Source organism: Klenkia sp. AC732 (genome assembly GCF_979256525.1).
The window spans coordinates 46,975-72,675 of the sequence record NZ_CEEDOS010000001.1 but is presented as its reverse complement, the minus strand read 5'-3'; the positions used below and the strand labels follow the sequence as shown (position 1 = coordinate 72,675).

Annotated in this window: 23 protein-coding genes; 14 read left to right on the top strand and 9 right to left on the bottom strand. The window is 75.7% G+C overall.

The window, feature by feature from the left end:
• Nucleotides 1-142: 142 nt before the first annotated feature.
• Complete coding sequence (locus AC0IVP_RS00330; RefSeq protein WP_056294997.1) at nucleotides 143-676, bottom strand: NUDIX hydrolase family protein; 534 nt, start codon at nucleotides 674-676, stop codon at nucleotides 143-145.
• A 227-nt stretch (nucleotides 677-903) separates the two neighbouring features.
• Here AC0IVP_RS00330 and AC0IVP_RS00325 point away from each other — a divergent pair, with 227 nt between their 5' ends.
• From AC0IVP_RS00325 to AC0IVP_RS00290, 8 genes are all read left to right on the top strand, one after another.
• Nucleotides 904-1,128 (top strand): hypothetical protein, encoded by a 225-nt coding sequence (locus AC0IVP_RS00325; RefSeq protein ID WP_471753737.1) that lies wholly within the window; start codon nucleotides 904-906, stop codon nucleotides 1,126-1,128.
• 252 nt (nucleotides 1,129-1,380) lie between these two features.
• Entirely contained in the window at nucleotides 1,381-3,618 is a 2,238-nt protein-coding gene (locus AC0IVP_RS00320; RefSeq protein ID WP_471753735.1) for a putative bifunctional diguanylate cyclase/phosphodiesterase, read from the top strand.
• A gap of 155 nt (nucleotides 3,619-3,773) precedes the next feature.
• Nucleotides 3,774-4,178 carry an excalibur calcium-binding domain-containing protein gene (locus AC0IVP_RS00315; protein ID WP_056294982.1) on the top strand — a complete coding sequence of 135 codons (405 nt, stop codon included), beginning with the start codon at nucleotides 3,774-3,776 and terminating at the stop codon, nucleotides 4,176-4,178.
• A gap of 144 nt (nucleotides 4,179-4,322) precedes the next feature.
• Complete coding sequence (locus AC0IVP_RS00310) at nucleotides 4,323-5,057, top strand: class F sortase (protein WP_471753733.1); 735 nt, start codon at nucleotides 4,323-4,325, stop codon at nucleotides 5,055-5,057.
• A 116-nt stretch (nucleotides 5,058-5,173) separates the two neighbouring features.
• Complete coding sequence (locus AC0IVP_RS00305; RefSeq protein ID WP_471753731.1) at nucleotides 5,174-5,977, top strand: DUF3375 family protein; 804 nt, start codon at nucleotides 5,174-5,176, stop codon at nucleotides 5,975-5,977.
• Entirely contained in the window at nucleotides 5,974-9,132 is a 3,159-nt protein-coding gene (locus AC0IVP_RS00300) for an ATP-binding protein (RefSeq protein ID WP_471753729.1), read from the top strand. Before AC0IVP_RS00305 ends, AC0IVP_RS00300 begins: the two co-directional genes overlap by 4 nt.
• 27 nt (nucleotides 9,133-9,159) lie before the next feature.
• Nucleotides 9,160-9,924, top strand: a complete 765-nt coding sequence (locus tag AC0IVP_RS00295; protein ID WP_200938854.1) for a thioesterase family protein — start codon at nucleotides 9,160-9,162, stop codon at nucleotides 9,922-9,924.
• 40 nt (nucleotides 9,925-9,964) lie between these two features.
• Complete coding sequence (locus AC0IVP_RS00290; protein ID WP_056294995.1) at nucleotides 9,965-10,390, top strand: hypothetical protein; 426 nt, start codon at nucleotides 9,965-9,967, stop codon at nucleotides 10,388-10,390.
• On the opposite strand, the gene AC0IVP_RS00285 is transcribed toward AC0IVP_RS00290, so the two are convergent.
• Nucleotides 10,387-11,259: an NmrA family NAD(P)-binding protein gene (locus AC0IVP_RS00285; protein ID WP_471753727.1), complete on the bottom strand. Its 873-nt coding sequence runs from the start codon at nucleotides 11,257-11,259 to the stop codon at nucleotides 10,387-10,389. The genes AC0IVP_RS00290 and AC0IVP_RS00285 overlap by 4 nt on opposite strands.
• 371 nt (nucleotides 11,260-11,630) lie before the next feature.
• On the opposite strand from AC0IVP_RS00285, the gene AC0IVP_RS00280 reads away from it, so the two are divergent.
• Complete coding sequence (locus tag AC0IVP_RS00280) at nucleotides 11,631-12,848, top strand: HNH endonuclease (RefSeq protein ID WP_471753725.1); 1,218 nt, start codon at nucleotides 11,631-11,633, stop codon at nucleotides 12,846-12,848.
• 60 nt (nucleotides 12,849-12,908) lie between these two features.
• On the opposite strand, the gene AC0IVP_RS00275 is transcribed toward AC0IVP_RS00280, so the two are convergent.
• Nucleotides 12,909-13,301, bottom strand: coding sequence for a VOC family protein (locus AC0IVP_RS00275; RefSeq protein WP_471753723.1), 393 nt, complete (start codon nucleotides 13,299-13,301; stop codon nucleotides 12,909-12,911).
• Between the two features lie 119 nt (nucleotides 13,302-13,420).
• Here AC0IVP_RS00275 and AC0IVP_RS00270 point away from each other — a divergent pair, with 119 nt between their 5' ends.
• Nucleotides 13,421-14,239: a hypothetical protein gene (locus tag AC0IVP_RS00270; RefSeq protein WP_056292096.1), complete on the top strand. Its 819-nt coding sequence runs from the start codon at nucleotides 13,421-13,423 to the stop codon at nucleotides 14,237-14,239.
• Between the two features lie 57 nt (nucleotides 14,240-14,296).
• On the opposite strand, the gene AC0IVP_RS00265 is transcribed toward AC0IVP_RS00270, so the two are convergent.
• Nucleotides 14,297-15,823 carry a class I adenylate-forming enzyme family protein gene (locus AC0IVP_RS00265; RefSeq protein ID WP_471753721.1) on the bottom strand — a complete coding sequence of 509 codons (1,527 nt, stop codon included), beginning with the start codon at nucleotides 15,821-15,823 and terminating at the stop codon, nucleotides 14,297-14,299.
• A gap of 105 nt (nucleotides 15,824-15,928) precedes the next feature.
• Here AC0IVP_RS00265 and AC0IVP_RS00260 point away from each other — a divergent pair, with 105 nt between their 5' ends.
• Entirely contained in the window at nucleotides 15,929-17,230 is a 1,302-nt protein-coding gene (locus AC0IVP_RS00260) for an immunity protein Imm33 domain-containing protein (RefSeq protein WP_471753719.1), read from the top strand.
• Here AC0IVP_RS00260 and AC0IVP_RS00255 read toward each other — a convergent pair.
• The 5 genes from AC0IVP_RS00255 to AC0IVP_RS00235 all read right to left on the bottom strand — a co-directional run bounded on the left by AC0IVP_RS00255 (nucleotide 17,220) and on the right by AC0IVP_RS00235 (nucleotide 23,679).
• Nucleotides 17,220-18,467 (bottom strand): alpha-amylase family glycosyl hydrolase, encoded by a 1,248-nt coding sequence (locus AC0IVP_RS00255; RefSeq protein WP_471753717.1) that lies wholly within the window; start codon nucleotides 18,465-18,467, stop codon nucleotides 17,220-17,222. The genes AC0IVP_RS00260 and AC0IVP_RS00255 overlap by 11 nt on opposite strands.
• A 97-nt stretch (nucleotides 18,468-18,564) precedes the next feature.
• Nucleotides 18,565-19,593 (bottom strand): acyl-CoA dehydrogenase family protein, encoded by a 1,029-nt coding sequence (locus AC0IVP_RS00250; protein WP_471753715.1) that lies wholly within the window; start codon nucleotides 19,591-19,593, stop codon nucleotides 18,565-18,567.
• Entirely contained in the window at nucleotides 19,590-20,750 is a 1,161-nt protein-coding gene (locus AC0IVP_RS00245; protein WP_471753713.1) for an acyl-CoA dehydrogenase family protein, read from the bottom strand. The genes AC0IVP_RS00250 and AC0IVP_RS00245 overlap by 4 nt, the downstream gene beginning before the upstream one ends.
• Nucleotides 20,751-20,772: 22 nt before the next feature.
• Complete coding sequence (locus AC0IVP_RS00240) at nucleotides 20,773-22,086, bottom strand: cytochrome P450 (RefSeq protein WP_471753711.1); 1,314 nt, start codon at nucleotides 22,084-22,086, stop codon at nucleotides 20,773-20,775.
• A gap of 75 nt (nucleotides 22,087-22,161) precedes the next feature.
• Nucleotides 22,162-23,679, bottom strand: coding sequence for an acetolactate synthase large subunit (locus tag AC0IVP_RS00235; protein ID WP_471753709.1), 1,518 nt, complete (start codon nucleotides 23,677-23,679; stop codon nucleotides 22,162-22,164).
• 94 nt (nucleotides 23,680-23,773) lie between these two features.
• Between AC0IVP_RS00235 and AC0IVP_RS00230 the strand changes: the two genes are divergently transcribed.
• The 3 genes from AC0IVP_RS00230 (at nucleotide 23,774) to AC0IVP_RS00220 (ending at nucleotide 25,700) form a co-directional block, all read left to right on the top strand.
• Entirely contained in the window at nucleotides 23,774-24,088 is a 315-nt protein-coding gene (locus AC0IVP_RS00230) for an EthD family reductase (protein ID WP_056292125.1), read from the top strand.
• Between the two features lie 81 nt (nucleotides 24,089-24,169).
• Nucleotides 24,170-24,985, top strand: a complete 816-nt coding sequence (locus AC0IVP_RS00225; protein ID WP_471753707.1) for a formate/nitrite transporter family protein — start codon at nucleotides 24,170-24,172, stop codon at nucleotides 24,983-24,985.
• 16 nt (nucleotides 24,986-25,001) lie between these two features.
• On the top strand, nucleotides 25,002-25,700 hold the full coding sequence (locus tag AC0IVP_RS00220; RefSeq protein ID WP_471753705.1) for a DUF6308 family protein: 699 nt from the start codon (nucleotides 25,002-25,004) through the stop codon (nucleotides 25,698-25,700).
• The last annotated feature ends 1 nt before the right edge of the window (nucleotide 25,701 follow it).

The following is a 25,701-nucleotide window of genomic DNA, read 5'->3' as shown; positions in this document are numbered from 1 at the left end:
TTGCTGCAGCAGCGCTACCGGTCCGGCGGCGCTTCCTGGGTCATCGACAGGAGCTTAACGTTGCTGTAGCAACTCCCGGGGGGCGCCGACCCTCAGGCGCGGCCACGCACAGGCTCTGTCGTTGCCGGAGCAACGACAGGCCTCAGACGCCGAGGTGGGCCAGGGCCTGCAGCACGAGGTGGCTCTGCCCGTTGGCGAGCTCCGCGAGGACGCCGGGCTCCCGGACCTCCTCGGGGCTGAACCAGGTCAGCTCCAGCGCGTCCTGCTGCGGCGCGCAGTCGCCCTCGACCGGGACGACGTAGGCCAGCGAGACGGCGTGCTGGCGCGGGTCGTGGAAGGGCGTGACCCCCGGGGTCGGGAAGTACTCGGCGATCGTGAAGGGCTGCGGCGCCGGGGGCACCCGCGGCAGGGCCAGCGGACCGAGGTCCTTCTCCAGGTGCCGGATCAGCGCCGTCCGCACGCGCTCGTGGTACAGCACGCGACCCGAGACGAGGGCCCGCTTGATCTGGCCGTCCTCACCGGCCCGCAGCAGCAGCCCGACCGCCGTCACCACGCCGTGGTCGTCGACCCGCACGGGGACCGCGTCCACGTACAGGATCGGCAGCCGTTCACGGGCGGAGTCCATCTCCTCGCGGGAGAGCCAGCCGGCGTCGGTGAGGGTGAACGCATCGGTCATGGTCACTGTCTATCCGACGCACGTGACGGGGTCGCGTCGGGGCCCGCCACTAGTGCCCAGGAACACGGGAGGGGCACACGGGGCTGCCGTCGGCGCCCGTCACCTCGGCCGCGGCCGTCGCACCGACGTCGACCGTGGCGCCCACGACACCCGCGCCCGCCCCCGCCCCCACGCCCGAGCCGGCGCCGGTCACCACGGCTGCAGCTGCACCGGTCGTCGACTCCGCCATGCCCGACCTCGTGGGTCTGGACCTCCAGACGGCCCAGGACACGGTGCAGACGTACGGCGTCTTCCTCAGCGTGTCCCACGACCTGCTCGGCTCCCGCAACCAGGTCGTGGACTCCGACTGGGTGGTCTGCGACCAGAACGTGCCGGCCGGCCAGCAGGTGACCGGGGACGTCGAGGGCGCCATCGACCTGGGCGTGGTCGAGCGCGAGGAGACCTGCCCCTGACCGGCCCGTCGACCCGGGTCGGGTCGAGCACCGTGCTCACAGGGGCCTCCGGTCCGCCGGGAGGACACCCGGAGCACCTGTCCACGGTCACCGCACGCCGCTGACCGGCCTCGATGGCGCAGCGTCACCCACGCAGCAGCGCCGGGCCACCCGGTCGGGGGACGGCGGACGTGACCGGACCGACCACCCCCATCGGTGGACCGGTGCCCCTCCCGGGTCAAGGCCCGCACCCCCGGTGCCGACGTCTCCCCCGTGACCGAGACCCGGAACGACCCCGCGGCCGTGCCGCGTGGCGTCCGGGTCGTGCTGCCGATCGCGGTCGTCCTCGTCTCCGCGGCGATGACCCTGCTGACCCTGCTCCCGGCCACCCGCCCGCCCGCGATGGTGACCGCGTGCGTCCTCGCCGCGCTCGCCCCGGTGCTGGGGCTGTGGCTGTACCGGCCCGCCCGCCGACTGCCCTGGTTCCTGCTCACGGCCATGCTGGTCGCCTGGGCCGTCTCCTTCGCGGCCACCACGACCGAGCTGGCCCTCGACGCCCAGTTCGTCGGGACCCTCGTCGCCGTCGCGGTCGTGGCGACGCTGTTCGACCTGCACCGGCGCGGACCGGGCAGGCAGCGCCGCGAGTGGGCCCGCACCACCTGGGGACGCCGGGTCGACCAGCTCGTCGTCCTCGTCGTGCTCGCCCTGGCGGTCGCCCAGGCCGTCCGGACCGCCACCGCCGTCGACGCACCACCCAGCGCCTGGTGGTCCCCGGTCGACGTCGTGCTGGCCTGCCTGCTGCTGCGCTTCGTGGCCTCCCGCGCCGAGCTGGGCCTGAGCATGAAGCTCTTCGTCGGTGCCGGCGTCCTGGCCTGCGTGTACGACGCCGTCGTGGCCAACACCGGCACGCACATCGTCGCGCTGCCGCACCCGCTCAACAGCCTGTGGGCGCTGGCCACCACGCTCTTCGTCGCAGCGTCGGTGCACCCGAGCATGCGGCAGGCGTTCGTCCCCGGCCGGCTGCGCCGGATGCGCTCGGAGTCCGGCCGGGTGCTGGGCCTGGTGCCCCTGCTCCTGGTGCCCTGCGTGCTGGCCACCTTCGACCCGGCCGGGCGGCTGCCCACGTCGGTCTACCTGGTCACCGGCGCCGTCGTCGCCGCGCTGACCGTCGCCCGCGGCGCCCAGGCGCTGCGCACCAGCGAGGAGCGCGCCCGCCGCGACCCGCTCACCTCGCTGGCCAACCGGCGCGCCCTGCAGGAGGCCTTCGACGCGCTGGTGCTGGGCGCCGCGCACACCGGCGGACCGATCGGCCGGCTGGTCGCCCTGGACCTCGACGACTTCAAGAACGTGAACGACACCTGGGGCCACGAGACCGGCGACCAGCTCCTGGTCCGGGTCGGCGACCGGCTGGCCGAGGCCGTCGGCGACACCGGGACGGTCGCCCGCTCAGGCGGCGACGAGTTCGTCGTCCTGCTGCACCCCGGCGCACCCGACGTGCCCGACCTCCTCGAGCGGGCCTTCCTGCAGTCCTTCGTGCTGGACACCGGTGCCCACCAGCAGCTCTTCGTCGTCCGGGCCAGCTCGGGCTGGGTGGACCTCACCACCACCAGCGCCCTGCCGCACGCACTGGCCGACGCCGACATCGCGCTGTACACGAGCAAGGCCACCGCCCGGGGGACGACGACGCGCTTCGCCCCGGAGCAGCGCGAGGCCGTCCTGGGCCGGCTGGCGCTGGCCGAGGACCTGCGCGCCCTGGTGTGCGGGGAGCGCGGCGCCGGGGAGCTGACCCTGCTCTTCCAGCCGCTGGTCTCCCTGCGCGACCGCCGGGTGCTGGGCTGCGAGGCACTGGTCCGCTGGGCACACCCCACCCGGGGCCTCATCGGGCCCGACGACTTCCTGCCACTGGCCGAGGTCCAGGGGCGCGGCTCCGCGGTGGACACCTGGGTGCTGCAGCAGGCCTGCACGGTGGCCGCCGGCTGGGCGCAGCAGGGCCTGCCGTGGTCGGTCAGCGTCAACCTGGGCCGATCCAGCATGGTCGACCCCGACCTGGAGGCCCGGGTGCGCGCCGCCCTCGCCTCGACCGGGCTCACCGCGGACCGGCTGCACCTGGAGATCACCGAGCACGACCAGCTGCCCACCGAGGCCGGCGTCGCCGCCCTGCGCGCACTGGCCGACAGCGGCGTGCAGGTCAGCCTGGACGACTTCGGCACCGGCTACACCTCGTTGGCCTACCTGCAGCGCTACCCGGTCAGCGTGCTCAAGCTGGACCGCTCGGTCACCGGCGTCGACTCCCCCACCGCGCTGCTCACCGGCGTTGTCGGGCTGGCCGACGCCCTGGGCATCACCGTGCTGGCCGAGGGCATCGAGAGCGCCGAGCAGTGCGCCCGGCTCGCCGCACTGGGCGCCGACCGCGGACAGGGCTGGCTCTTCGGCCGCCCGGTGCCCGCCGACCAGCTGCCGGTGCGGGTCGACACGGTGACCCGGCCCGACCACGGCCTGACCACGGCCTGACCCCGGGCGTCGGGCGGGGGCCAGGGAGACGTGGGCCACACCTGACGAACCGGGGACCCACAGGTGTCGGAACTCGCCTGCGCGACACGCCAGTCGAACCGAGACCGTCCGGTCAAGCTCCAGGGGAACGCCCACCACCCCACGGGAGACACCCCATGCGCACTCGTTCCCTCGCCCTCGGCGTCCTGGCCACGGCCGCTCTGTCCCTCGGCGTGACCGGCACCGCGTCGGCCGCCGACCTGAACTGCGACGACTTCGCGACCCAGGCCGAGGCCCAGGCCAACCTGGTCGCCAACCCGACGGACCCCAACGGCCTGGACCGGGACGACGACGGCATCGCCTGCGAGAACTTCGCCTACGCCGCCGGTTCGGCCACCTCGGACGAGGGGCAGGCGGCTGTCGTGGCCCAGGTCCCCAACCGTCCGACCGGTGGCGTCGCTGCCGGCGACGGCTCCTCCGACGCGGCGTCCGTGCTGCCCTACGTCCTCGGCGGCCTCGCGGTCGTCGGCGCCGGCGGGGCGGCTGTCGCCTCCCGGCGCAGCGCCCGCGCCACCGCCTGACCGGCCGGCACCACCACACCGCCGCACCGCTCCGTGCAGCACCGCGCACCCGAGACCGACCGCCCGGACCCGATCGAGGTCCGGGCGGTCGGTCCCGTGCGCATCCGGGGGTCCTACCCCCCGCCCCTGCCGACCCCCGTCGGCATGCTCCCCACCGCGTTCCCCACCGCGGACCGGCCGCACGTCACCCGGTACGGCCGACGGCGGCGCGCCACCGTCGCGTCCCGGGTCTGGGCCGGCACCTCGGTCGCACTGGCTGCTGCCGGGGTGGCCGCGGTCGTCGTCCTCCCGCAGGACCCGGCACCCGCCCGGCTCGAGGTCCCGGCCGCCGTCGCCGCGCCGGCCGCGGCACCGGCCCTCCCGGTGGCAGCGCCGGCCCCGACTCCCGCCGAGCAGGCGGTCACGGCACCCGTCGTCCTGCAGACCGGGCCCAGCACCCCCAGCCGGGTGCAGATCCCGGCCCTGGGCATCGCCTCGTCGGTGATCGAGCTCGGTCTCGAGCGGGACGGGTCCATGGAGGTGCCCCGCGGCGCCTACCCGGTCGGCTGGTTCGACGGCGGCCCCACGCCGGGCGAGCTGGGCCCGGCGGTGCTCGCCGGGCACGTCGACTGGGCCGGTGAGCCCGGCGCGTTCTACGGACTGCGCGAACTGGTCCCCGGCGACGAGGTCGTCGTCGACCGGGACGACGGGACGCAGCTGACCTTCCTCGTCGACCGGGTCGAGGAGCACCCCAAGGACGAGTTCCCCACCGACGACGTCTACGGCGACATCGGCACCGCCGGGCTCCGGCTGATCACCTGCGGCGGCGCCTTCGACGAGGACAGCGGCGACTACCTGGACAACGTCGTGGTGTTCGCCAGCCTGGTGTCGGTGACCTGAGCCCGTCCGCGGGCTGCCGACGTGGCCGGGCGCCCTCACGTCACCCCTCACGTCTCAGCTGTCCCACCCCGGAGCGCCGAGCCGGATCCGGCCGGAACCGGACCTAGCCTCGCGCCGTGTCCGCCCCGCACGACCCCCGCCCGGTGACCGTGGCCCGCCTCGACGCCACCGTCGCGCTGGCCCGTTCCCTGGCGCAGGCCCAGGAGAGCGAGCCCAGCGTGCTGCTGGCCGACCTGCTGGCCCGCCGGGTCGAGCTGGACGCCGAGATCGCCCGGGTCCGGGCCGGCCGGATCGCCCCGCTGCCCGCCGCGGACGCCGAGGACCTGCGCCGGCTCGTCGTCGCCACCGTGGCGGGGCTGCTGGCCGACCTGCAGGGCACCGGGTCCCGCGCGGTCGCGGACGCGCTGCTCTCCCCCGCCCGCCGGGATGCCGTCGGCGCGGTCCTGGCACGGGTGGGCCTGCCCGACGCGCACCACGCCTGGCTCGCCGCCGCCGACCCCCCGGCGGCGGCCACCGCGGTGGCCGGCGAGACCGCGCCCATCGTCCCCGAGGGGCTCACCGGCGACGGGGTCGACAGCGACCTCGAGGTCGGCGTCGTCCCCGAGCTCCCCGGTCCGGCCGCCCGACCGCTCACCGCCGTCGTCCGCCAGGCGCTGCGCCGCCGGCGCGAGCAGCCGCTGGCCGAGGCCCTCGCCGAGCAGCCGCTCGAGGGCGGCCTGGCCGAGCTCGTCGGCTGGCTGACCCTGGCCGACGACGCCGTCGAGGTGGTCGTCGACGACGCCACCGACGACGTCACGTGGACCGACCCCGCCGGCCGCGACCGCACCGCCACCGTGCCCCGGGTGCGCTACCGCCGCGCCGGCACCGCACCGACCACCCCCCAGCTGCGCACCACCCCGACCAGGGAGAACGCCCGATGACCGCACCCGGCACCCGGCTGCACCGCCTCGAGCTGCTCAACTGGGGTCCCTTCGACCGCCGCGTCTGGCAGCTGCCCACCGGGGGCGCGCACACCCTGCTCACCGGTGACCTGGGCACGGGCAGCACCGCCGTCGTCGACGCGCTGCGCACCCTGCTGCCCACCGACGGCGCTGCGGCGGACCTCCGCCCCCTGGTCCGCGGGCACTGGCGCACCGAGCGGGACGAGACCACCGGCAGCGCCCGGCCCGTCGCGCTCCGCCCGGGCACCACGTGGTCCGCGGTGCTCGCGGTGTTCGGCGACGTCACCGTGGGGCGGGTGCTGTGGCTGCGGGCCGGCGCCGACGACGCCCCCCAGCAGTTCTCCTTCGTCGCCGACGGCGACCTGTCGATCGCCGGCGACCTGTCCGGCTTCGGCGGGGACCCGCTGACCCTCGCCCGCCGGCTGGCGGCCCGGGAGGACGTCGTCGTCTGCACCGACCCGGCCGAGTACGCCCGGGTCTCCCGCGCCCGCCTCGGCCTGGACGCCGACGGCGCCCGGCTGCTCGCCGCCGCGACCCCGGCCGGGGACCTGGCCTCCGTCGTCCGGGAGCAGGTGCTCGGCGCCGCCGACGTCGGCCGCTGGGTCGACCGGCTCGCCGGCTCCGTCGAGGACCTGACCCGCACGACGGCGACGCTCACCGCCGTCCGCGGCCAGCTCGCCGCGCTGGACCCCGTGCTCGACGACGCCGACCGGCTGGTCACCCTCACCGAGCAGCTGGCCTCCGTCGACGACGAGCTGCTGGCGCTCCCCGACTGGGCCGACCGGTGGCGGGAGCGCCTGCTCGCCACCCGGGCGACCCGGCTGCGCGCCGAGGTCGCAGCGACCGACCGCGAGCTCGTCGACGTGCAGGAACGCCTGGACGAGGCCCGCGACCGGGTCGCCGACGCCACCGTCGAGCGGGCCGGCAAGGGCGGGGACCAGCTCACCCGGCTGGAGACCCGACTGCGGGACCTGGCCACCCAGCGCCGCGAGCGCCGCGGCCGGGCCGACGTGCTGGACCGGCTGCTGACCACCGCCGGCCTGGACCGGGTCACCGACGAGCACGCCTTCCGCACCCGCCGCGAGGAGGTGGCCCAGGAGTCCACCCGGGTCCGCCGGCGCGCCGTCGACACCTCCGGGCGGGTCCGCGAACTGGACGCCGAGATCGCCGGGCTGGCCGGCCAGCTGGCCGTCCTGGAGGGCGAGACCGCCGTCGTCCGGGCGGGCTCGGAGACCGTGCCGCCGGCGCTGGCCGCGATGCGCGACCGGCTCACCGCACGACTGGGCGTCGAGCTGCCCTTCGCCGGCGAGCTGCTGACGGTGACCGACCCGGCCTGGCTGCCGGCCGCCACCGCCGTCCTCGGCGACCTGCCCGGCAGCCTGCTGGTCCCCGCCGAGCACGCCGCCGCCGTCGCCGCGGTGGCCGACCTCGAGCTCCCCCACCACGTGCTGCCCGACCCGCTGCCGACGACGGCGCCGCTGCCCGCGGCCCGCACGCTGGCCGCGGTCGTGCAGGTGGCCGACTGCCCCGCGGGCGCCTGGCTGGAGGGCGAGGTCGTCCGCCGGGCCCCGCACCTGCGCGCGCACACCGACACCGAGTTCCTCCGCAGCCCGCAGGCGGTCGCCCGCGACGGCCGCGTCAAGGACGCCGGCGGCCGCCGCCCCGCGCTCCCCCGCGACCCCGACGCCGTGCTCGGCTGGTCCTCCCTGGCCCGCGCCGCCACGCTCGAGGTGCGCGCCGAACTGGTCCGCGCCCGGCACGACACCGCCGTCGCCGAGCGGGACGAGTGGGCGGCCGCGCACACCGCCGCCGTCGTCCGCGACCGGGACCTGGCCCGGGTCGAGCTGTTCGCCGACTGGCGCGACGTCGACTGGCGCTCCTCGGTCGAGGCCATCGCCGAGACCAAGGCCCGGATCGCCGACGCCGGCCGTGCGCCGCTCGCGCTGGCCCGGATCGAGGAGACGCTGGCCGACCTGCGGATGGACGTCGCCAAGCTGGAGGCCGCGCAGGCCGACGCCCTGCAGCGGCGCGGCACCGCCGCCGGCGCCCGGGACGAGGCCTTCCGCACGCTGGGCGTCGTCCGCACCCGGCTGGGCACCGACGACGGGTCCGCGCTGGACGCCGTCCTGGACCACGCCGCGGCCCTGCTCGGCGCCGCCCAGACCGCCCCGCAGCGACTGGACCGCCGGGCCGGGGTCGCCTTCAGCCCGCCCGTGGACACCGACGACATGGACGAGCGCGAGCGGCAGCTGCGCGCCCAGCTCACCGGTGAGCACACCCGCCGCAACGACGCGCACGCCCGGACCGCGCAGCAGGTCGTCACCGGGATGACCGCCTTCCTGCACGCCTGGCCCACCGCCCTGCCCGGCGTGACGGCGTCGGTGGCCGCGGTCGCCGACGTCCGGGCGCTGCGGGACCGACTGCGCCGCGAGGAGCTGCCCGCACTGGCTGCCGCCGCCGACGAGCAGCTCACCGAGCGCGTCATCCGGGACGCGGCCTCCCTGCTGGCCGAGCTGGACCGCCGGGCCGACCAGGTGCACACCCGGGTCCGCGCCGTCGACGAGGTGCTCTACGGCCTCGACGTCGAGCCCGGCCGGCACCTGCACCTCACCGTGCGGGCGAGCACGTCGGTCGAGGTCGCCGCGTTCCGCGCCGAGCTGCGCGCCGTCGCCGACACCCTGGGCAGCCGCCCCGACGACGACCTCGTCGCGCGGGTCACCGCCCTGGTGGCCCGGCTGACCGGGGACGCCGGGTGGGCCGCGCGGGTCACCGACGTCCGCACCTGGTCCGTCGTCGACGTCGCCGAGCTGTGGCGCGCCGACGGCACCGGCGTGGTCGCCTCGACGAAGCCCGGGGACCGGCGTCGCCGCGAGGAGACCGTGGCCGCGACCGTGCTGGTCGCCGCCCAGCTGGCCACCCGCGGGGACGACGGGCTGCGCCTGCTGGTGCTGGACCGGTGGAGCCGCGAGGTCACCCGGGCGGCGCTGGAGCTCGGCCACCGGGTGGGCCTGCAGCTGCTCGTCGTCGCCCCGCAGCACGAGATCGCCGCCCTGGAGCCGCACCTGGGCGCCGTCGCCCAGCTGGTGGACCCCGACGGCAACGACGCGCGGCTGCGCTGCCTGACCGTGGGGTGACCCGCGGGCCCGGTGCATGATCCGGGGATGGACGCGTTCTACCTGCCGCTGGGCGAGGGCCGCTACACCCCCACCAAGGCCACCGAGAGCCCGTGGGACGGCGAGGCCCAGCACGGCGGCCCGCCCTCCGCGCTGCTCGCGCACCTGGCGGCGGAGGCGGCCGGCGGGCAGCAGACGGCGCGGGTCAGCGTCGACTTCTACGGCGCCATCCCGCGCCGGGAGCTGACCGTCGAGGTGTCCCCGGTGCGCCCGGGCCGGCGGATCGACCTCACCGAGGCGGTGATGACCGTGGACGGCCGGACGGTCGCCGTCGCCCGCGTGTGGTCGCTCGCACCGGGCCCCACGCCACCGGTCGTGACCCCCGAGGTGGCCCCGCCCCCGGTGCCGGAGGAGGGGTCGCAGGTGCTGCCACAGCTGGGCGACTGGGGCTACGGGCAGGCGCTGGACTGGCGGTACACCGCGGGCTCCGCGCACGAGACCGGTGCGGCCGACGTCTGGACCCGGGTGCGGGTGCCGCTGGTCGAGGGCGTCGAGCTCACCGGCACCGACAGGGTGCTCATCGCCGCCGACGCCGCCAACGGGATCTCCGCCGAGCTGCCCATCGACTCCTGGCTGTCCATCCCGCCCGGGGTGACCGCGCACCTCACCCGGGAGGCGCAGGGCGAGTGGGTGCACCTGTCCTGCCGCACCCGGATCGGCGACAACGGGCTCGGGCTGTGCACCGGGGTGCTCTCCGACCGGCGCGGCGTCCTCGGTGAGGTGTCCCAGCCGCTGCTGGTCCGGGCCCGCTGAGACCGGTTCCACCTCCCCACCGCGGGGTAGCGGGACCGGCATGACCTCGATCAGCCCGGTCCGCAGCGGCCTGCCCAGCCGCTCCCAGCGGCACGCCCGCACCCGCGCCGTCTCCGTCGTTCTGGGTGCCGGTGGGCTGACCATGGCGCTGGCGCCGTCCTGGGTGGTCGACACCTTCTCCCCCGGCCGCAGCGCACCGGCCAGCTGGATCGTGCGGGTGCTGGGCGCCCGATCGGTCGTGCAGCACGCGCTCATCGTGGCCCGGCCCACCCGTCAGGCCGTGCAGTTCGGCGCCGTCCTGGACGGGCTGCACGCCGCGAGCATGGCGCCGGCCGGCCTGCTGTGGTCGGGCCGCTTCCGCCGGGCCGCCGGGGTCAGCGCCGGGTACGCGGTGCTGTCCGCGGTCGCCCAGCTCGCCGTGGCCCCCCAGTCCGAGGACGCCGTCCGGGTGCCCGGCGACGTCTAGCGCGCCGCCAGCACCTCCCGGACGCCGGTCCACGGCCGGCGTCCGTACCGGTCCCGGTCGTCGCCCAGCAGGGTGCCGTCGCCGCTGAACATCGAGTCGAAGTACTGCATCCCCTGCCACGCCGGGTACAGCGCGTCCTCGTCGCCGAGGGTGCGCCCGACCCGGGCCATCAGGCGCAGCAGCGGCACGGGACCGGCGAACGTCGGCCTGAAGGTGCGGCCGGTCAACCCGGTCATCGTCTCGGCCAGCGACCGGGCGGTGACGGTCTCCCCGGCGACCTGCAGCCAGCGCGGGGCGTCGTCGTCCAGGGCGGCGTCGGCGGTGAACGCGGCGACGTCGTCCTTGGTGGTGAAGTCCAGCGGCTGGTCCGCGCTGCCCCAGAACAGCACCCGGCCGCGGTCGAAGAGCACCAGCGGCGCCTGACCGGTGAGCATGTCGGCGAACGCGCCGTTGAGCACCGACGTCGCCCGCACCGGCGCCGCGTCCACCCGCGCCGCGAACTCCCGCCGCAGCTCCAGGTTGCGGTTGGTGCCGGCCGGCAGCCGACGGAAGTCCGCCGCGTAGTCGCTCGGCACGAACCGGGGGACGCCGGCAGCGACGGCCGCGTCCAGCAGCTGGGTCTGCGCGTCCACGACCACGTCGCGGAGCCCCGCCAGCGTGGACACCACGACGTCGACGCCCGTGCACGCCTCCTGCAATGCCGCAGCGTCGGCGTAGTCGGCCCGCACCACCGTCGTCCCGGGCGGCGGGGTGGAGGTGGAGTCGGTACGGGTCAGCGCCCGGACCTCGGCGCCGCGCGCCAGCAGCTCCCGGGCCACGCGCTGCCCCAGGTCACCGCTCGCGCCGGCCAGCAGGATCGTCGTCGTCACGGGTCGACCGTAGGAGCCGGGGCGGTGAGCGGCCTGCCGAGGGAGCTGGTGGTCGAGGCACGGCAGCCGGGAGGCGTCGGGCCGTTGGGCCCTCGCCCTCCCCCTCGCAGGGTGACCCGTCCCCCTGACTCGTCAGGGACGGTGATGATCACGTGTGCTGAGGACGCATTCCTGGCCGGGAGTGCGTCGTCATCACACCGACTCCCCTGGGTGGGGGTCCCGCCGTCCGTGGATCGGTCCGGGCCGTGCGGCGACCCGGTCGAGGTGACACTTCCGTCCGAGAAGGGGTCTCTGACCTGAGGATTCACCTCCGACCAGGGCTCGAGGTGCGGTGGACTTCGAACACGTGATCGAACGACCTGGGCGGTGTGGTGAGCGAGATCCGATCGGCGCTCGACGCCCTCGCCGGTGACGACCTGCACGCCCTCACCGACGGCGCGGTGCTGGACCGCTGCCGTGAGCTGGTGGTCTCGATCAACCGGCTGCAGGCCGAGCTGACCCGCACCGTGCGGCACGCCGACGTGGTCGGGTCGGCCGAGCACGACGGGCTGACGACCATGGCCTCCTGGCTGCGCGGGCACGCCCACTGGTCCGCCGCAGCAACCGCCGGCGTCGTCCGCGTCGGACGCGCACTGGAACACCTCCCCCACCTGGAGACGGCGTTCGCCGACGGCGCGGTCACCGCAGCGCAGGTCGGGGTCGTCGCCAACGCCCTCGGGCCCACCGACGTCGCCCGCGCGCTGGAGCAGGACGTCGACCTCGACCCCTTCGACCAGGCGTGGACCGAGGTCGCCGCGACGCTGCCGCACGCGCAGCTGGCCACCGCCGTCGGCGCGTTCGCCGCCGCACTGGACCCCGACGGGCCCGAACCGGACCCGACCGAGACCCGGCGGCTGTCGATCAGCCGGCACACCGACGGATCGATCACCGGCCGCTTCGACCTCGACGCGGTCGGCGGGGAGAAGGTGCAGGCGGCACTGGAGTCCCTCGTCCAGGCCTCCCGCCCCCAGGGCGACCTGCGCACCCGCGGGCAGCAGCAGGCCGACGCGCTCGCGCAACTGTGCGACAACCAGATGGCCCAGGGCGACCTGCCCTTCCTGCGCACCGTCGAGCCGCACGTCGTGGTCACCGTCGACATCGAGGACCTCCTCGACCCGGCCACCGGTCCCGCCACCGCCACCACCGGGTTCGGGGCCACCGTGTCCGCCGCCCGGGCACGGTGGATCGCCTGCGACTCCGCCGTCACCCGCATCGTGATGGGCCCCGACGGCGTCCCCCTCGACGTCGGCCGCAGTCACCGGGTCGCACCCCCACACATCCGCCGCGCCGTCGAACAGCGCGACGGGCACTGCGTGTTCGCCGGCTGCGACGCCCCCACCCACTGGTGCGACGTCCACCACCTGCTCGAGTGGGCCCTCGACCAAGGCGACACCTCACTGGAGAACTCCGCCCTGCTCTGCGAACGGCACCACACCGAGGTCCACCACGGCTACCGGGTCACCCGCGACGACAGCGCGCCACCGGGACGACGGTGGCGCACCCACCGCCCCGACGGCAGCGAGATCCACACCGCACCCCTGCTGGTCTGAGGTCACGCCCGCCGTGTGACGTCCGACGGCGACCAGCGCGCACCTGGTGGGTGCCCTGCCTCACCCGGTCCGCAGCGGGCCCGCCAGCTCCCAGACGTGACCGGCCGGGTCGGCGAAGGCAGCGGTCCGGATGCCCCACGGGCGGTCCTGCGGGCCGTTGCGCAACGGCACCCCGAGCTCGGCCAGCCGCGCACACTCGGCGTCGACGTCGGCGACCGCCACCGTGAGCAGCACCCGGCTCCCACCGGGTGCCGCCGCCTCCCCCGGCGTCACCAGTTCCGCCGCCTGGTCGACCTGCAGCAGGTTCACCACCACCCCCGGGCCGGCCTCGAACGCCGTCGACACCTCGTCCTCGGCGACCACCCGGCCACCGAACACCGAGGCGTAGAACTCCCGCGCCGCACCCAGGTCCTCCACGAACACCGTGACCGCCCGCACCTCACCCAGCTGCACGACTGCACCTCCCATTCGGGTTCCTGCACACCAGACCTTGCCGACTGCGCAGAGTCATCGGACTAACCTGGGGTGTACATCGAGCCAGCCCGTGTTCGAACGACCGTGAAGGCTCCTCCTTGGCCCTGATCACCTGCCCGGAATGCTCCTCCGAGGACATCACCGGCACCCCGCAGCCAGACAGCCGCCTCCTCATCCACTGCGCCGCCTGTGGTCACGAGTGGCTGCGTGGCGAGGCCCGTCGCGACCCGGCCCGCCCGCACGCCCGCACCGCCGAGACGCTGGCCGCGGAGTTCCCGCAGGCCGCCGACGTGCGCCCCGACGTCCGGGAGCGCATCGCCGCCCTCGAGGCCGAGTTCCTCACCGTCGAGCGCGAGCCCGACCCCGACGCCGAGGGCTTCGCCACCCGCTACCGGGAGCAGTTCGCCGCCGAGAACCTGCGCGACGCCTCCCCCGAGGTGCTGCTGCACTTCGTCACCTCGCCGACCGTCGCCAACTGCGGCAACACCTCCGGGTTCACCCGCGCCTGGAAGACCGCCGGCGACCACACCGCGGCCCAGGGCGTGCGCGCCTCGATCAACCACCTGCTCTACGGCACCGAGAGCCTGACCCTCGAGGACCGCTTCACCCAGCTCGTCGAGGGCAAGAAGGGCATCGGCTTCGCCTCCTTCAAGGAGCCGATGCTGGCCAAGGTCCTCACCGTGGTCCAGCCCGACCGGTTCCTGCCGCTGCTGCGCTACTCCGCGGCCGCCGACGGCAAGAAGGAGCTGACCAAGGAGGTCTTCGGCCTCGACCTGCCGCCGGTCGACAAGTCCGCGTTCACCGTGGGCCGCGTCGCCGTCTGGAGCAACGACCTGCTCCGCTCGCTGGTCGGCCTGGAGAGCACCGCGGACACCGCCGCGTTCCTCCGCTGGGCCAAGGGCCGCCCCGCCAGCTGACGCCCGACCGCCCGGACCGCACGCAGCTCAGCGGTCCGGGCGGGCCCGCCTCTGCGCTCAGCGCGGGACGGGCTCCCAGTCGGTCGCCGTGCGCAGCGGGCCCTTGAGCACCTTGCCGCCGGCGTTGCGGGGCAGCGGACCGTCCAGCACCCGGATGAACTGGGGCACCTTGAAGTCCGCCAGCCGCTCCTGGGCGAACGCGACCAGCTCGGGCACCAGGGCGGTGGCCCCCGGTCGGGGCAGCACCACGGCCCCGACCTTCTCCCCCATCACCGGGTCCGGCACGCCGACGACGGCCACCTCCAGCACGTCGGGGTGCTCGGCCAGCACGTTCTCCACCTCGACCGAGTACACGTTCTCCCCGCCCCGGTTGATCATGTCCTTGGCCCGGTCGACGATGCGGACCAGGCCGCCGGTCAGCGTGGCCAGGTCCCCGGTGTGCAGCCAGCCGTCCCGGAACGTCTCCGCCGTCCGGGCGGCGTCACCCCAGTAGCCGACCGCCACGTTCGGTCCGCGGACCAGCAGCTCACCCACCCCGGTGTCGGGGTCCGGGCGGTCCAGCGCGACGTCGACCACCGGCGCGGGGAAGCCCACCGAGTCGGCGTGCGCGTCGGTCCAGGCCTCGGGCAGGAAGGTCGCCAGCGCGCTGGTCTCGCTCAGCCCGAACCCGTTGCCCAGCCGGGCACCGGGGAACGCCGCCCGCAGCCGGTGCACCAGCTCGGGGGCGATCGGGGCACCGCCGTAGCTGAGCACCTGCACGCTGGACAGGTCGGTGGTCGCGACGTCGGGGTGCCGCAGCACCAGCTCGTAGATCGTCGGCACGCTGGTCAGCAGGGTGACCCGGTGCTCGGCGACGGCCGCCAGGAACGCCTCGGGCCGGAAGCGCGCCATCAGCACGCTGGTCCCGCCGATCCGGACCTGGGTGACCATCTGCGAGCAACAGCCGGTGACGTGGAACAGCGGCACCGAGACCAGGGTGGTGTTCCGCGCCGAGGGGTCCAGACCGCGGCAGCGCAGGACGTTCTCCGTCGAGCTGACCAGCGCCTCGTGGGTGAGCATCGCGCCCTTGGGTCGGCCGGTGGTGCCCGAGGTGTAGAACAGCGCGGCCAGGTCGGTGGGTGCGGGGTCGGCGGGCTCGACCGGGTCGCCGTCGGGCAGCTCGCCCAGGGTCAGCCGGGCGCCGCTGTCGGCCACGACGAACGCCGACTCCGCCGGGGACAGCCGGGTGTTCAGCGGCACGACGACGGCCCCAACCAGCTGGGCGCCCCAGAAGGCGAGCATCCAGGCCAGCCCGTTCGGCAGGCCCACCGCGACCCGGTCCCCGGGCTGCACCCCCGCCGCCCGCAGACCACCGGCCACCCGCTGTGCCCGGGCCAGCAGCTGCGCGTAGGTGACGGACTCCCCGCCGAGCTCGACGACCGCGGTCCGCTCCGGGTGCCCGACCGCGGTGTCCAGCAGCAGGGCGACGGCGTTGCGCGGCAGACCGACGTAGCGGGCGACCCCGTCCTCCCCGCGCTGGATGCCGCTGGTGTCGAAACCGCTGCCGTCGGAGCCAGTGCCGTCAGAGCCTGCGTCGTCGTCCACGTGGTCCCCGTCCCGGCAGCGCCGTCGCCACCTCGTTGCATCCTGCACCTGCTCCCTGGGTGGGTAGCGTCCGGACCGACCTGGTGACGACGCGAGGGGCGGCACGTGGACTTCCTGGAGCTGCAGGACCGGCTGCGTGCGGTCGGCTCGGACCCGCACCTGGCCTGGTCCCCGCGACACGACGGGCTGCCGGCGACCCGGCACTGCCGGGGTGCCTGGAACCTGCTGGAGCACCAGGGCCGGCTCCTCGTGACGGTGCGCGAGCTGGGTCGACCACCGCAGTACCCGCCGGACAGGACCGGACCCGAGCCGGTCGAGGTGGCCGACGAGGCCGAGGGCTGCGCACTGCTGTGGGAGCTCGTCACCCGGGAGTCCCCGCCCGGCACCCACCGGCTCGTCGGTCCGCCGCCGGACCTGCTGACCCGGTTCGCCGACATCTGCGGAGCGCCGCCGCGCCCCCCGCTGTTCGGCAACCCGTTCCTGGCCACCCGGCGCGACGAGTCGTGGTGGGTCGCCGAGGTCGGGGGTGCGGTCGAGCTGCGGGCCCGCAACTCCCGGCCCGAGGTGGCGACGGCGGTGCGGGTCCCCGTCCCGAGCGTGGCGGACGCCCACCGGCTGCTGCTCCTGGAGCTGGCGTCCGGCGACCGGCACCGCTGGTTCGGGGCGCCCCGGCTCGGTCTGCCCGAGGGGCTCAGCCGCGAGCAGCAGCTGGCCCGGGTGTCCGGGGTGCCCCTGGACGTGCTGGCCACGGCCCTGCTGTCCGAGCGCGGCGACGGGGTCCTCGACGTGCTGGCCGAGGGCATCGCACTGCACCTGCTGACCCCGGACCTGGTGCGGGTGGTCGAGGAGTGCACCGGGTCGCCCGCGGGCCGGTACGGCGACGGCCGGTCCGCGCAGCTGGGCGGCAACGGCAGCACCGGCCCGAGCTGGACCCTGCGCGAGGAGGGTGGCTCCTTCGAGCTGCTCCGCACCGAGGAGCGGTCGAACACCGCCCGGACGGTGGCCAGGTCGGCCTGGCTGGCCGAGGTGCAGGCCCGGCTCCTCACCGAGGTCGGCTTCGCCGGGCGGCCGGCCCGGACCGGTTCGGCCGGTCGGTACCTGAGCAGCCCCGGTGGCTGCGTCGCCACCCCGTCGGTCCTGGCCGGTGTCCCGGTGCTGTGGGCCCAGCGCGAGCCCTCGGTCGCCCCGGAGGACTGCGGGTGGCGGTTCTTCTCCGCCGCCGACACCGGCGAGCTCGGTGCCGAGGACGCCGTCGTCGTGGACGTCAACACGGTCGTGCACCTCAGCCCGGCGGTGCTGGCGGTCTACCCGCTGCCGGTGGGCGCCGACGTCCAGCTCGTGCAGCTGGCCGGGCGGGCCCACTGGTACGACAACCGCACCGGCCGGCCGGTCGACGTCAGGGGCTGAGCACGGCCCAGCCGTGCGCGGGCAGCTCCAGCCCGCGGCCGCGCGGGGTCGCCTGCCCGGCCAGGACCGTCCCGGACGCCGGCACGACGGCGGGCGCGTCGGCCAGGTTCAACGCCACGACCAGCGCCTCGCCGTCGGCCGCGGCCCGGTAGACCAGCGCGGTGTTGGTCAGGTGCAGCTGCGTCGTCCGGGCGCGGTGCAGCCAGCGGTGCCGGCGGCGCAGGCCGATCAGCTCCTGGTGCAGGGCCAGGACCTCACCGCCCGCGACGGAGAGCGGGTCGGCCGGGAACTCGGGGCGGATCGCGTCGTCGCCACCGGCGCGGTGCTCCTTGATCCCGTGCCAGCCGAACTCGTCACCCGACCAGACCGCGGGCGTGCCGCCGACGGTCGCCCAGACGACCAGCGCGTGCGGCAGGTGCTCGGGGCGACCGACCTGGTCCACGATCCGGGTGACGTCGTGGTTGCCGACGAACGTCCACGGCACGAAGGCGTCGAGGAACCCGTCGTGGCGCTGCAGCGCGTGCGCGGTCTCGAACAGGTTGGCCTCGGAGATGCCGTGCCACAGGCCCTGCCACAGCTCGTACTGGGTGACGGCGTCCATCGTCGAGGCGTCGACGATGCCGGCGTAGTCGCCGTGGATGACCTCGCCGACCACGTAGACGTCGGGGAACCGCTCCCGGACCGCCGGCAGCACCTGCGCCCAGAACGCCGGCGGCACCGCGTAGGCGGCGTCCAGCCGCCAGCCGTCGACGCCGCGCTCCAGCCAGTGGCACATCACCTCCACCACGTACGCGACGACGTCGGGCTGGCTGTGGTCCAGCGCGACCAGGGCGTCGTGGCCCTCGAAGACGGCGGGCCGGTCACCCTCCCAGCGGAACCAGTGCCGGCGGGCGGGGTCGGTGAACGCGGGGTGTGCGCGGCCGACGTGGTTGAACACGCCGTCCAGCAGCACCCGGACGCCCCTGTCGTGCGCCGCCGTCACCAGGTCGCGGACGTCCTGCTCGTCACCCAGCCGCGGGTCGATGCGCAGGTGGTCGACGGTGTCGTAACCGTGCGTCTGACTGGCGAACACCGGCCCGAGCGCGAGCCCGTTGCAGCCCAGCGCCAGCAGGTGGTCCAGCCACCCGGTGATCCGCGGCAGTCGGTGGCTGACCGTGGGGACGGCGTCCCGCTCCGCCCCCACGAACCCCAGCGGGTGGACCTGCCACCAGATCGCGTCCTGCACCCAGTCGGTCACGTGTCTCCTCCGTGATCATGGGGTTGTGCCGGTCGACGCGCCGGCCGACGGCGCGTCCCCGGCGAGAACCCCATGATCACCGGGGGACGCGCTCGCATCAGACGAGGGTGGTCAGGACCGCCCAGGGGCGTTCGGTGGCTACGGCGGCGCCCAGCACGCGGGCCCAGGTCAGCTCGTTGCCGGCCTCGTCGCGCCAGGACCACATCCGCTTGGTGAGGTGGTGCAGGCGGTGCTCCTGGGTGAAGCCGATCGCGCCGTGCACCTGGTGCGCCTGGCGGGCGACGACCTCGACCGCGGCACCGGCGCGCACCTTGGCGGCGGCCGCGGCCAGCTCGAGGGGTTCGCCGCGGTCCAGGCGCTGCACGGCGGCGTCGACCAGGGCGGCGACGGCGGTGACCTCGCCGGCCATCTGCGCCAGCTGCATCTGGATGCCCTGGAACCTGGCCAGCGGGCGGCCGAACTGCTGCCGCTCCCCCGCGTACTGCACGGTCCAGGCCAGCACGGTCTCCGCGGCCGCGGACAGCTGCACCGCCCGGGCCAGCGCGTACCGGGCGCGCAGATCGGCCGGCAGCGGTCCGACCTGGGCCGGCACCCCGTCGAAGACGTAGGAGCCGCGCGGCTCACCGGCCAGGTTGGCGGCGTGCGTCGCCTCCAGCCCGGAGACGTCGACCAGCGCGAGCACCTCGCCGTCCCGGCCCTGCGCGACGACGGCCAGCCAGTGCACGACCCCGGCCCAGGCCACGTCGGTGGCGGTGCCGGTCAGCCGGCCCCCGTCGTCCACGGTCAGCGCGCCGGACACCGCGACGGACAGCGGCTGCGACGGGTCGGGCAGCGGCAGTCCGGCGGCCAGCACGGCGGGGCCGGCGACCAGCAGCTGCTCGGCGGCCGGGACCGCACCGGCGCCGGAGGCCAGCGTGGCGACGACGGCGACCGCGTCGGCCAGCTCGCCGCCGGAGCCGCCGGCCTCCTCGGGCAGCCCGACGCCGGTCAGCCCGGCCTCGGCCAGCTCGGTCCACAGGGCGGCGTCCCAGCGGCGCTCGGGGGTCAGCTGGGTCGGCTCGTGCCCGGTGAGGATCTCGCGCACGGTGGAGACCACCAGGTCGGTGTCGTAGACGTCGTCGCTCATCGGAGACCCAGCCCGCGCGCCACGATCCCGCGGAGGATCTCGTTGGTGCCCCCGCGCAGCGTGTAGCCCGGCGCGTGCAGCACCGCCTCGGCCAACGCCCTGCCCAGCGGGTCCGGTGAGTCCAGCGACGCGGGCACGTCGACCACCTTCCGCACCTCCTCGGCGACGTCGGCCTCGAACGTCGTCCCCACGTCCTTGACCAGCGCGGCCGGGATGTCGGGCAGCTCGCCGCGGTCCAGCGCGGCGGCGATCCGCAGCGAGAGCTGGCGCAGCGCCAGCAGCCGCGCGGACAGCCGGCCCAGGGTGGCCAGCTGGGCCGGGTCCTGCGTGGCGGCGGCCCGGCGGGCGAACTCGGCCAGCAACGGGAAGGTGGACAGGAAGCGCTCCGGGCCGCTGCGCTCGAAGGCCAGCTCGGCGGTCACCTGGTGCCAGCCCGCGCCCTCCTCGCCCAGCAGCATGTCCCCGGGGATCACGACGTCGTCGAAGACGACCTCGTTGAAGTGGTGGCCGCCGTCCAGGATGCGGATCGGGTTGATCGTGATGCCCGGTGTCGACAGGTCGACGAGCAGCTGGCTCATCCCGGCGTGCCGGTTGGTCGGGTCCGCGGGCGCGGTGCGCACCAGGGTGATGGCGTAGTGGCTGTGGTGGGCGTTCGACGTCCACACCTTGGCGCCGTTGACGACCCAGTCGCCGTCGCCGTTGCGCACGGCCTTCGTGCGGATGGAGGCGAGGTCCGAGCCGCTGTCGGGCTCGCTCATGCCGATCACGAAGAAGCACTCGCCCGCGGCGATCTTGGGCAGGATCTCCCTGCGCTGGGCCTCGGTGCCGTAGCGCAGCAGGTTGGGCCCGGACTGCCGGTCGGCGATCCAGTGCGCGGCGACCGGGGCGCCGGCGGCCAGCAGCTCCTCGGTGACGGCGTAGCGCTCCATCGCGGTGCGCTCGTGGCCGCCGTACTCCTCGGGCCAGGTCATCCCCAGCCAGCCCCGCGCGCCCAGCTTGGCGCTGAACTCCGGGTCCACACCGGACAGCCAGGTGTCCACGTGCGTGCTGAACGAGCCCGCGGCGAGCTCGGCGGCCAGGAACTCACGGACCTCCAGGCGCACCGCCTCGGCGGCCTCGGAGGGTGGGGCGGGGGCGAGCGTCAGCGTCGACGGCATGCCGCCGATGGAACCACGACGCTCACCGCACCGTGAGCAGCATCGGCCCCTTCGGCTTGGGGATCGGGATCGGGGAGATGACGACGCCGGCCGCCGGGTCCGCGGTCACCCGCCGGGTGGCCAGCAGCCGGGCGACGATCGCCTTCACCATCACCTCGGCCACGTGGTTGCCGATGCACAGGTGCGCGCCGCCACCGAAGGGGACGAAGAGGTGGCTGTGCTGCTTGTGCTCCTCCCGGCCGGGGGCGAAGCGGTCGGGGTCGAAGGCCGCCGGGCGGGTCCACCAGTCCGGGTGCCGGTGCAGGGCCAGGCTGGACACGCTGACGCCGGTGCCGGCCGGCACGTGCACCCCGGCGATCTCCACGTCGGCCAGCGCCCGCCGCGGGGAGAACGGCACCGGCGGGCTCAACCGCAGCGCCTCCGACATCGCCCGCGAGGTGTGCACCAGCCCGCCGTGGTCGGCCGGGGTGACCGGGGCACCGTCCAGCGCGCGGACCTCCTCGGCGACCCGGTCCTGCTCGGCCGGGTGCAGTGCGAGCTGCCAGAGCAGCACCGCCAGGGTCGACGTCGTGGTGTCGTGCGCGGCCAGCATCAGGAAGACCATGTGGTCCACGACGTCGCCGACCGGCAGCAGCTCACCGTCGTCGGTGGTGGCGTGCGAGAGCCGGGACAGCAGGTCTGTGCGCGGCTCCTCCCGGCGGCGGGCGGCCACCAGGTCCCCGAAGACCCGGGTCAGCTCGGCCCGGCCGCGCAGCCCCCGGCGGTACGGCGTGCCCGGCAGGGCGATCCGCAGCGGGGTGATCGAGGCGGCGACGGCGTCGGCGAAGGCCCGGTTGACCCGCTCGGACTCCTCCCCCAGCGAGACGCCGACGAAGACCTCCGCGGCGATGTCCAGGGTCAGCCGCTTCATCAGCAGGTAGACGTCGACGTCCCCGTCGGGCAGTGCGCGCAGGTGCCGGTCGGTGACGTCGTGGATGGCGTCGACGTACCCGGTGAGCGCCGCCCGGCTGAACGCCTGCTGCATGACCCGGCGGTGCCGGTGGTGGTCGTCGAAGTCGCGCAGCATCAGCCCGTTGCGGAACAGCTCGCCGATCGTGTTCGACCAGCCCTGCTCGCTGGAGAGCACCTTGCCCGGGTCCAGGAACACCTCGCGGGTGGCCTGCGGGGTCAGGAAGGTGACGCCCTCCCGGCCCAGCACCCGCATCCGGAAGACGTCGCCGTGCTGCTGGCGGCGGCGGTCGATCAACCCCGCGGCGTCCCGGACGAACATCAGCGTGTGGCCCACGACGGGCCACCCCCGGTCACCGGGGACGTGCGCGAGCGGGTCAGCGGCCACGGGCCAGCACCTCCACCGGGCCGCACCGTTGCGGCCCGCACCGACCCTAGGGCCGCGCGGACGCTGAGACCAGCATCACCTCAGGACGGCGTCGACCAGGTGCGGGCCCGGCTCGGCGAACGCCCGGCGCAGCGCGTCGGCGAGCTCCGGGCCGGTCGTCACCCGCTCACCCGGCACGCCCATCCCGGCGGCGAGTGCGACGAAGTCCAGCGACGGCGACCCCAGGTCCAGCAGCCGGCCGGCGCGCTCGCCACCCGCGGTGGCCCCGACGTTCTCCAGCTCGCCGGCCAGGATCGCGTAGGCCCCGTTGTCGCAGACCAGCACGGTGACGTCGAGCTGCTCGCGGGCCATCGTCCACAACGCCTGCACGGTGTACATGGCCGAGCCGTCGGCCTGCACCGCGAGCACCGGCCGGTCCGGGCAGGCCACCGCCGCACCGACCGCCATCGGCAGGCCGTCGCCGATCGCCCCACCGGTCAACGACAGCACGTCGTGCCGGGCCGCCCCCGCTGTGGCCGGGAACAGCGCGGGACCACTGGTCAGCGACTCGTCGACCAGCACCGCGTCCGCGGGCAGCACGGCGGCGACGACGGCGGCCAGCACCTCCGGGTCCAGCGCCCGGTCCGGCACCTCGGGGACGGCGGGCTGGGCCAGCACCGGGTCCCCGCCCACCTCGTCGGCCAGCGCGGTGAGCGCGGCCAGCGCCGACTCCCCCGGCTCGGTGAGCACGTCCACCCGGCAGCCCTCGGGCACGAAGGACCCGGGCACGTCGGGGTAGGCGAAGAAGGCCACCGGGGCGGGGGCGCCCACCAGCACCAGCTGCCGGACGCCGTCCAGCGCGGCCAGCGCCGGCCCCGGCGGGTAGGGCAGCTTGGGGACGTCGGGCAGCCCGGCGCCGCGCGCCATCCGGGCCGGGAACGTCTGGGCCATCAGCCGCGCCCCGGTGCCGGCGGCGACCCGGGCGGCCGCGTGCAGGGACTCGGCGGTGAGCGCGTCCCCGCCCAGGAGGAGCACCGTGTCCCGGTCCAGCGTGCCCGCCAGCGCGGTCGGGTCGGGCACCTGCGGGCGGGCCCGCCGCCGGGGCGCCACGCCGGGCGAGGCGCCGCGGGACCAGGAGACGTCGGCGGGCAACACCAGGGTGGCCACCTGGCCACGGCCGGCGGCGGTGACCGCGTCGGCGACGTCGTCCCCGACCGTGCCGGGGGTCAGCGAGCGGCGGAGCCAGCCGACCGCGCCGGCCAGCGCGTCGAGGTCGGACTCCAGCGGGGCGTCCAGCCGCTTGTGGGCCAGCGCGTGGTCACCGACGACGACCACCACCGGGGCCCCGCCGCGGCGGGCGTTGTGCAGGTTGGCCCAGCCGTTGGCGAACCCCGGGCCCAGGTGCAGCAGGGTGGCCGCCGGCCGCCCGGCCATCCGCGCGTACCCGTCGGCGGCCCCGGTGGCCACGCCCTCGAAGAGCGTCAGCACCGCCCGCATCTCCGGGACGTCGTCGAGCGCCGCCACGAAGTGCATCTCCGAGGTGCCCGGGTTGGCGAAGCACACGTCGACCCCGGCGTCGACGAGCGTGCGGATGACTGCCTGGGCACCGTTCACGCCTCGCACCCTGGCACCTGGCCGGGCCGCCCGCGCGGTGGTCTGATCAGCGCAGGGGCCGGCACCGACGCCGGCCCGGAGACCGGAGGTACCCGTGACCCACCGCCTGCTCGTGACCTACGGCCAGCCCACCGACCCGGCCGCCTTCGACACGCACTACCGGGACGTGCACGCCGGCCTGGCCCAGGCGATCCCGGGCCTCGTCCGGTTCAGCACCGGGCACGCCGAGACGATGGACGGCTCGCCGTCCCCGGCCTACCTGGTCGCCGAGCTGGACTTCGAGTCCGCCGAGGCGATGGCGTCCGGGATGGGCTCGGAGGCCGGGCGGGCGGCCGGTGCCGACGTCGCCACCTTCGCCTCCGGCGGGGCGACGATGGTGCACTTCGACGTCGCCGAGGTCGCGGTCTGAGCTGCCGCCCGCCCCGGCACCGCCGGGGCGGGCGTGCCCCGGAGCGCACCGGGTAGGGGCCCGGCCGACCCTGGAGGCCCCATGAGCGACACCCGTCGCGAGCTCGGCAGCACCGACGACCCGGTCGAGGACGAACTGGGCGACGCGTTCGACGCGATCGTCAGCGAGGGCGCCCAGCGCCTGCACCGGACCTGGCGCGAGGTGCTCACCACCGGCCTGGCCGGCGGCCTCGAGGTGGGCACCGGCGTCCTGGCGCTGCTGGCCGTGCTGGCCGAGACCGACAGCCACCTGCTGGCCGGACTGGCGTTCAGCATCGGCTTCATCGCCCTGCTGCTGGCCCGCAGCGAGCTGTTCACCGAGGGCTTCCTGGTCCCGGTCACCGCGGTCGCCGCCAAGCGGGCGAGCGGGGCGCAGCTGGCCAAGCTGTGGAGCGGCACGCTGGTCGCCAACCTCGCCGGCGGCTGGCTGGTCATGTGGCTGGTCGTGCAGGCCTTCCCGGACCTGCACGCCACCGCGGTGGAGTCCGCGGTGCACTTCGTGGACGCCCCGATGGACCTGCGGTCGGTGTGCCTGGCGGTGCTGGCCGGCAGCACGCTCACGTTGATGACCCGGATGCAGCACGGCACCACCTCCGACGGCGCCAAGATCGTCGCGGCGGTCGCCGGGGCGTTCGTGCTGGCCGGGCTGCAGCTGTTCCACTCGGTCCTGGACAGCCTGCTGGTCTTCGCCGCGCTCATCGCCGGCGCCCCGTTCGGCTACGGAGACTGGCTGGCCTGGTTCTGGTACACCGCCCTGGGCAACACCGCGGGCGGGCTGCTCGTGGTCACGCTGCTGCGGCTGGTGCGCAGCAAGGACCTGCTGCAGCAGGAGCGGGCCGAGGTCGACGCCGGCCGCTGAGGAGGACGATCAGGGGGTGGCCGCCGACCTCGTCCTGCCCAGCGCCGGGCCCGACCCGCTCCCGGCCGCGGTCGCCCGCGCCGCGGTGCGCGGCTACCAGCAGGGACGGCGCCCGCTGTGGTTCCGCCCACCGGGCACCCGGGAGGGCCGTTGGGTGCAGCTGCCCGCGTTCGGCTGGGCCCGCTTCGACCAGGCCCCGACCGGCACGGACGACGCCGACCTGCTGGGTGCCGAGGGCCTGCACGGCCGGCTGGACCCGGCGGGCTGGGCCGCCGCGACCGACGCGCTGACCCGGCTGCGACCCCGGGTGGACGCCGCCGTCGACCGGGCCGCGGGACGGTCCTTCGAGCAGCTCCCGCCCGACGAGCTCTCGGTCCTCGGCGAGCCCGGCACGGTCGGCGCCGCGCTGCGCGAGGTGCAGCGCGAGGTGCTGTACCCCCACGTCAGCGCCGCCCTGCACCACCGGCACCCGGGTCTCCTGCCGCACGTGGACCGGGTGACCCGGCTGCAGCTGCTGCCGCACGTGGAGGAGGGCGACAGCGACCTGCACGCCGTCGTCCACCGGGAGCTGCAGGCCAACGCCGCGGCCTTCGCCGAGCTGTCCGGCGACACCGGGCTGACCCCGCTGCGGCTGCACGACGTGCTGGTCTGGCTGGCCGGCAGCCTGCGGCTGACCCACGCCGTCGCGCTCGGCGGGGGCCCGGGGGACAGTTGAG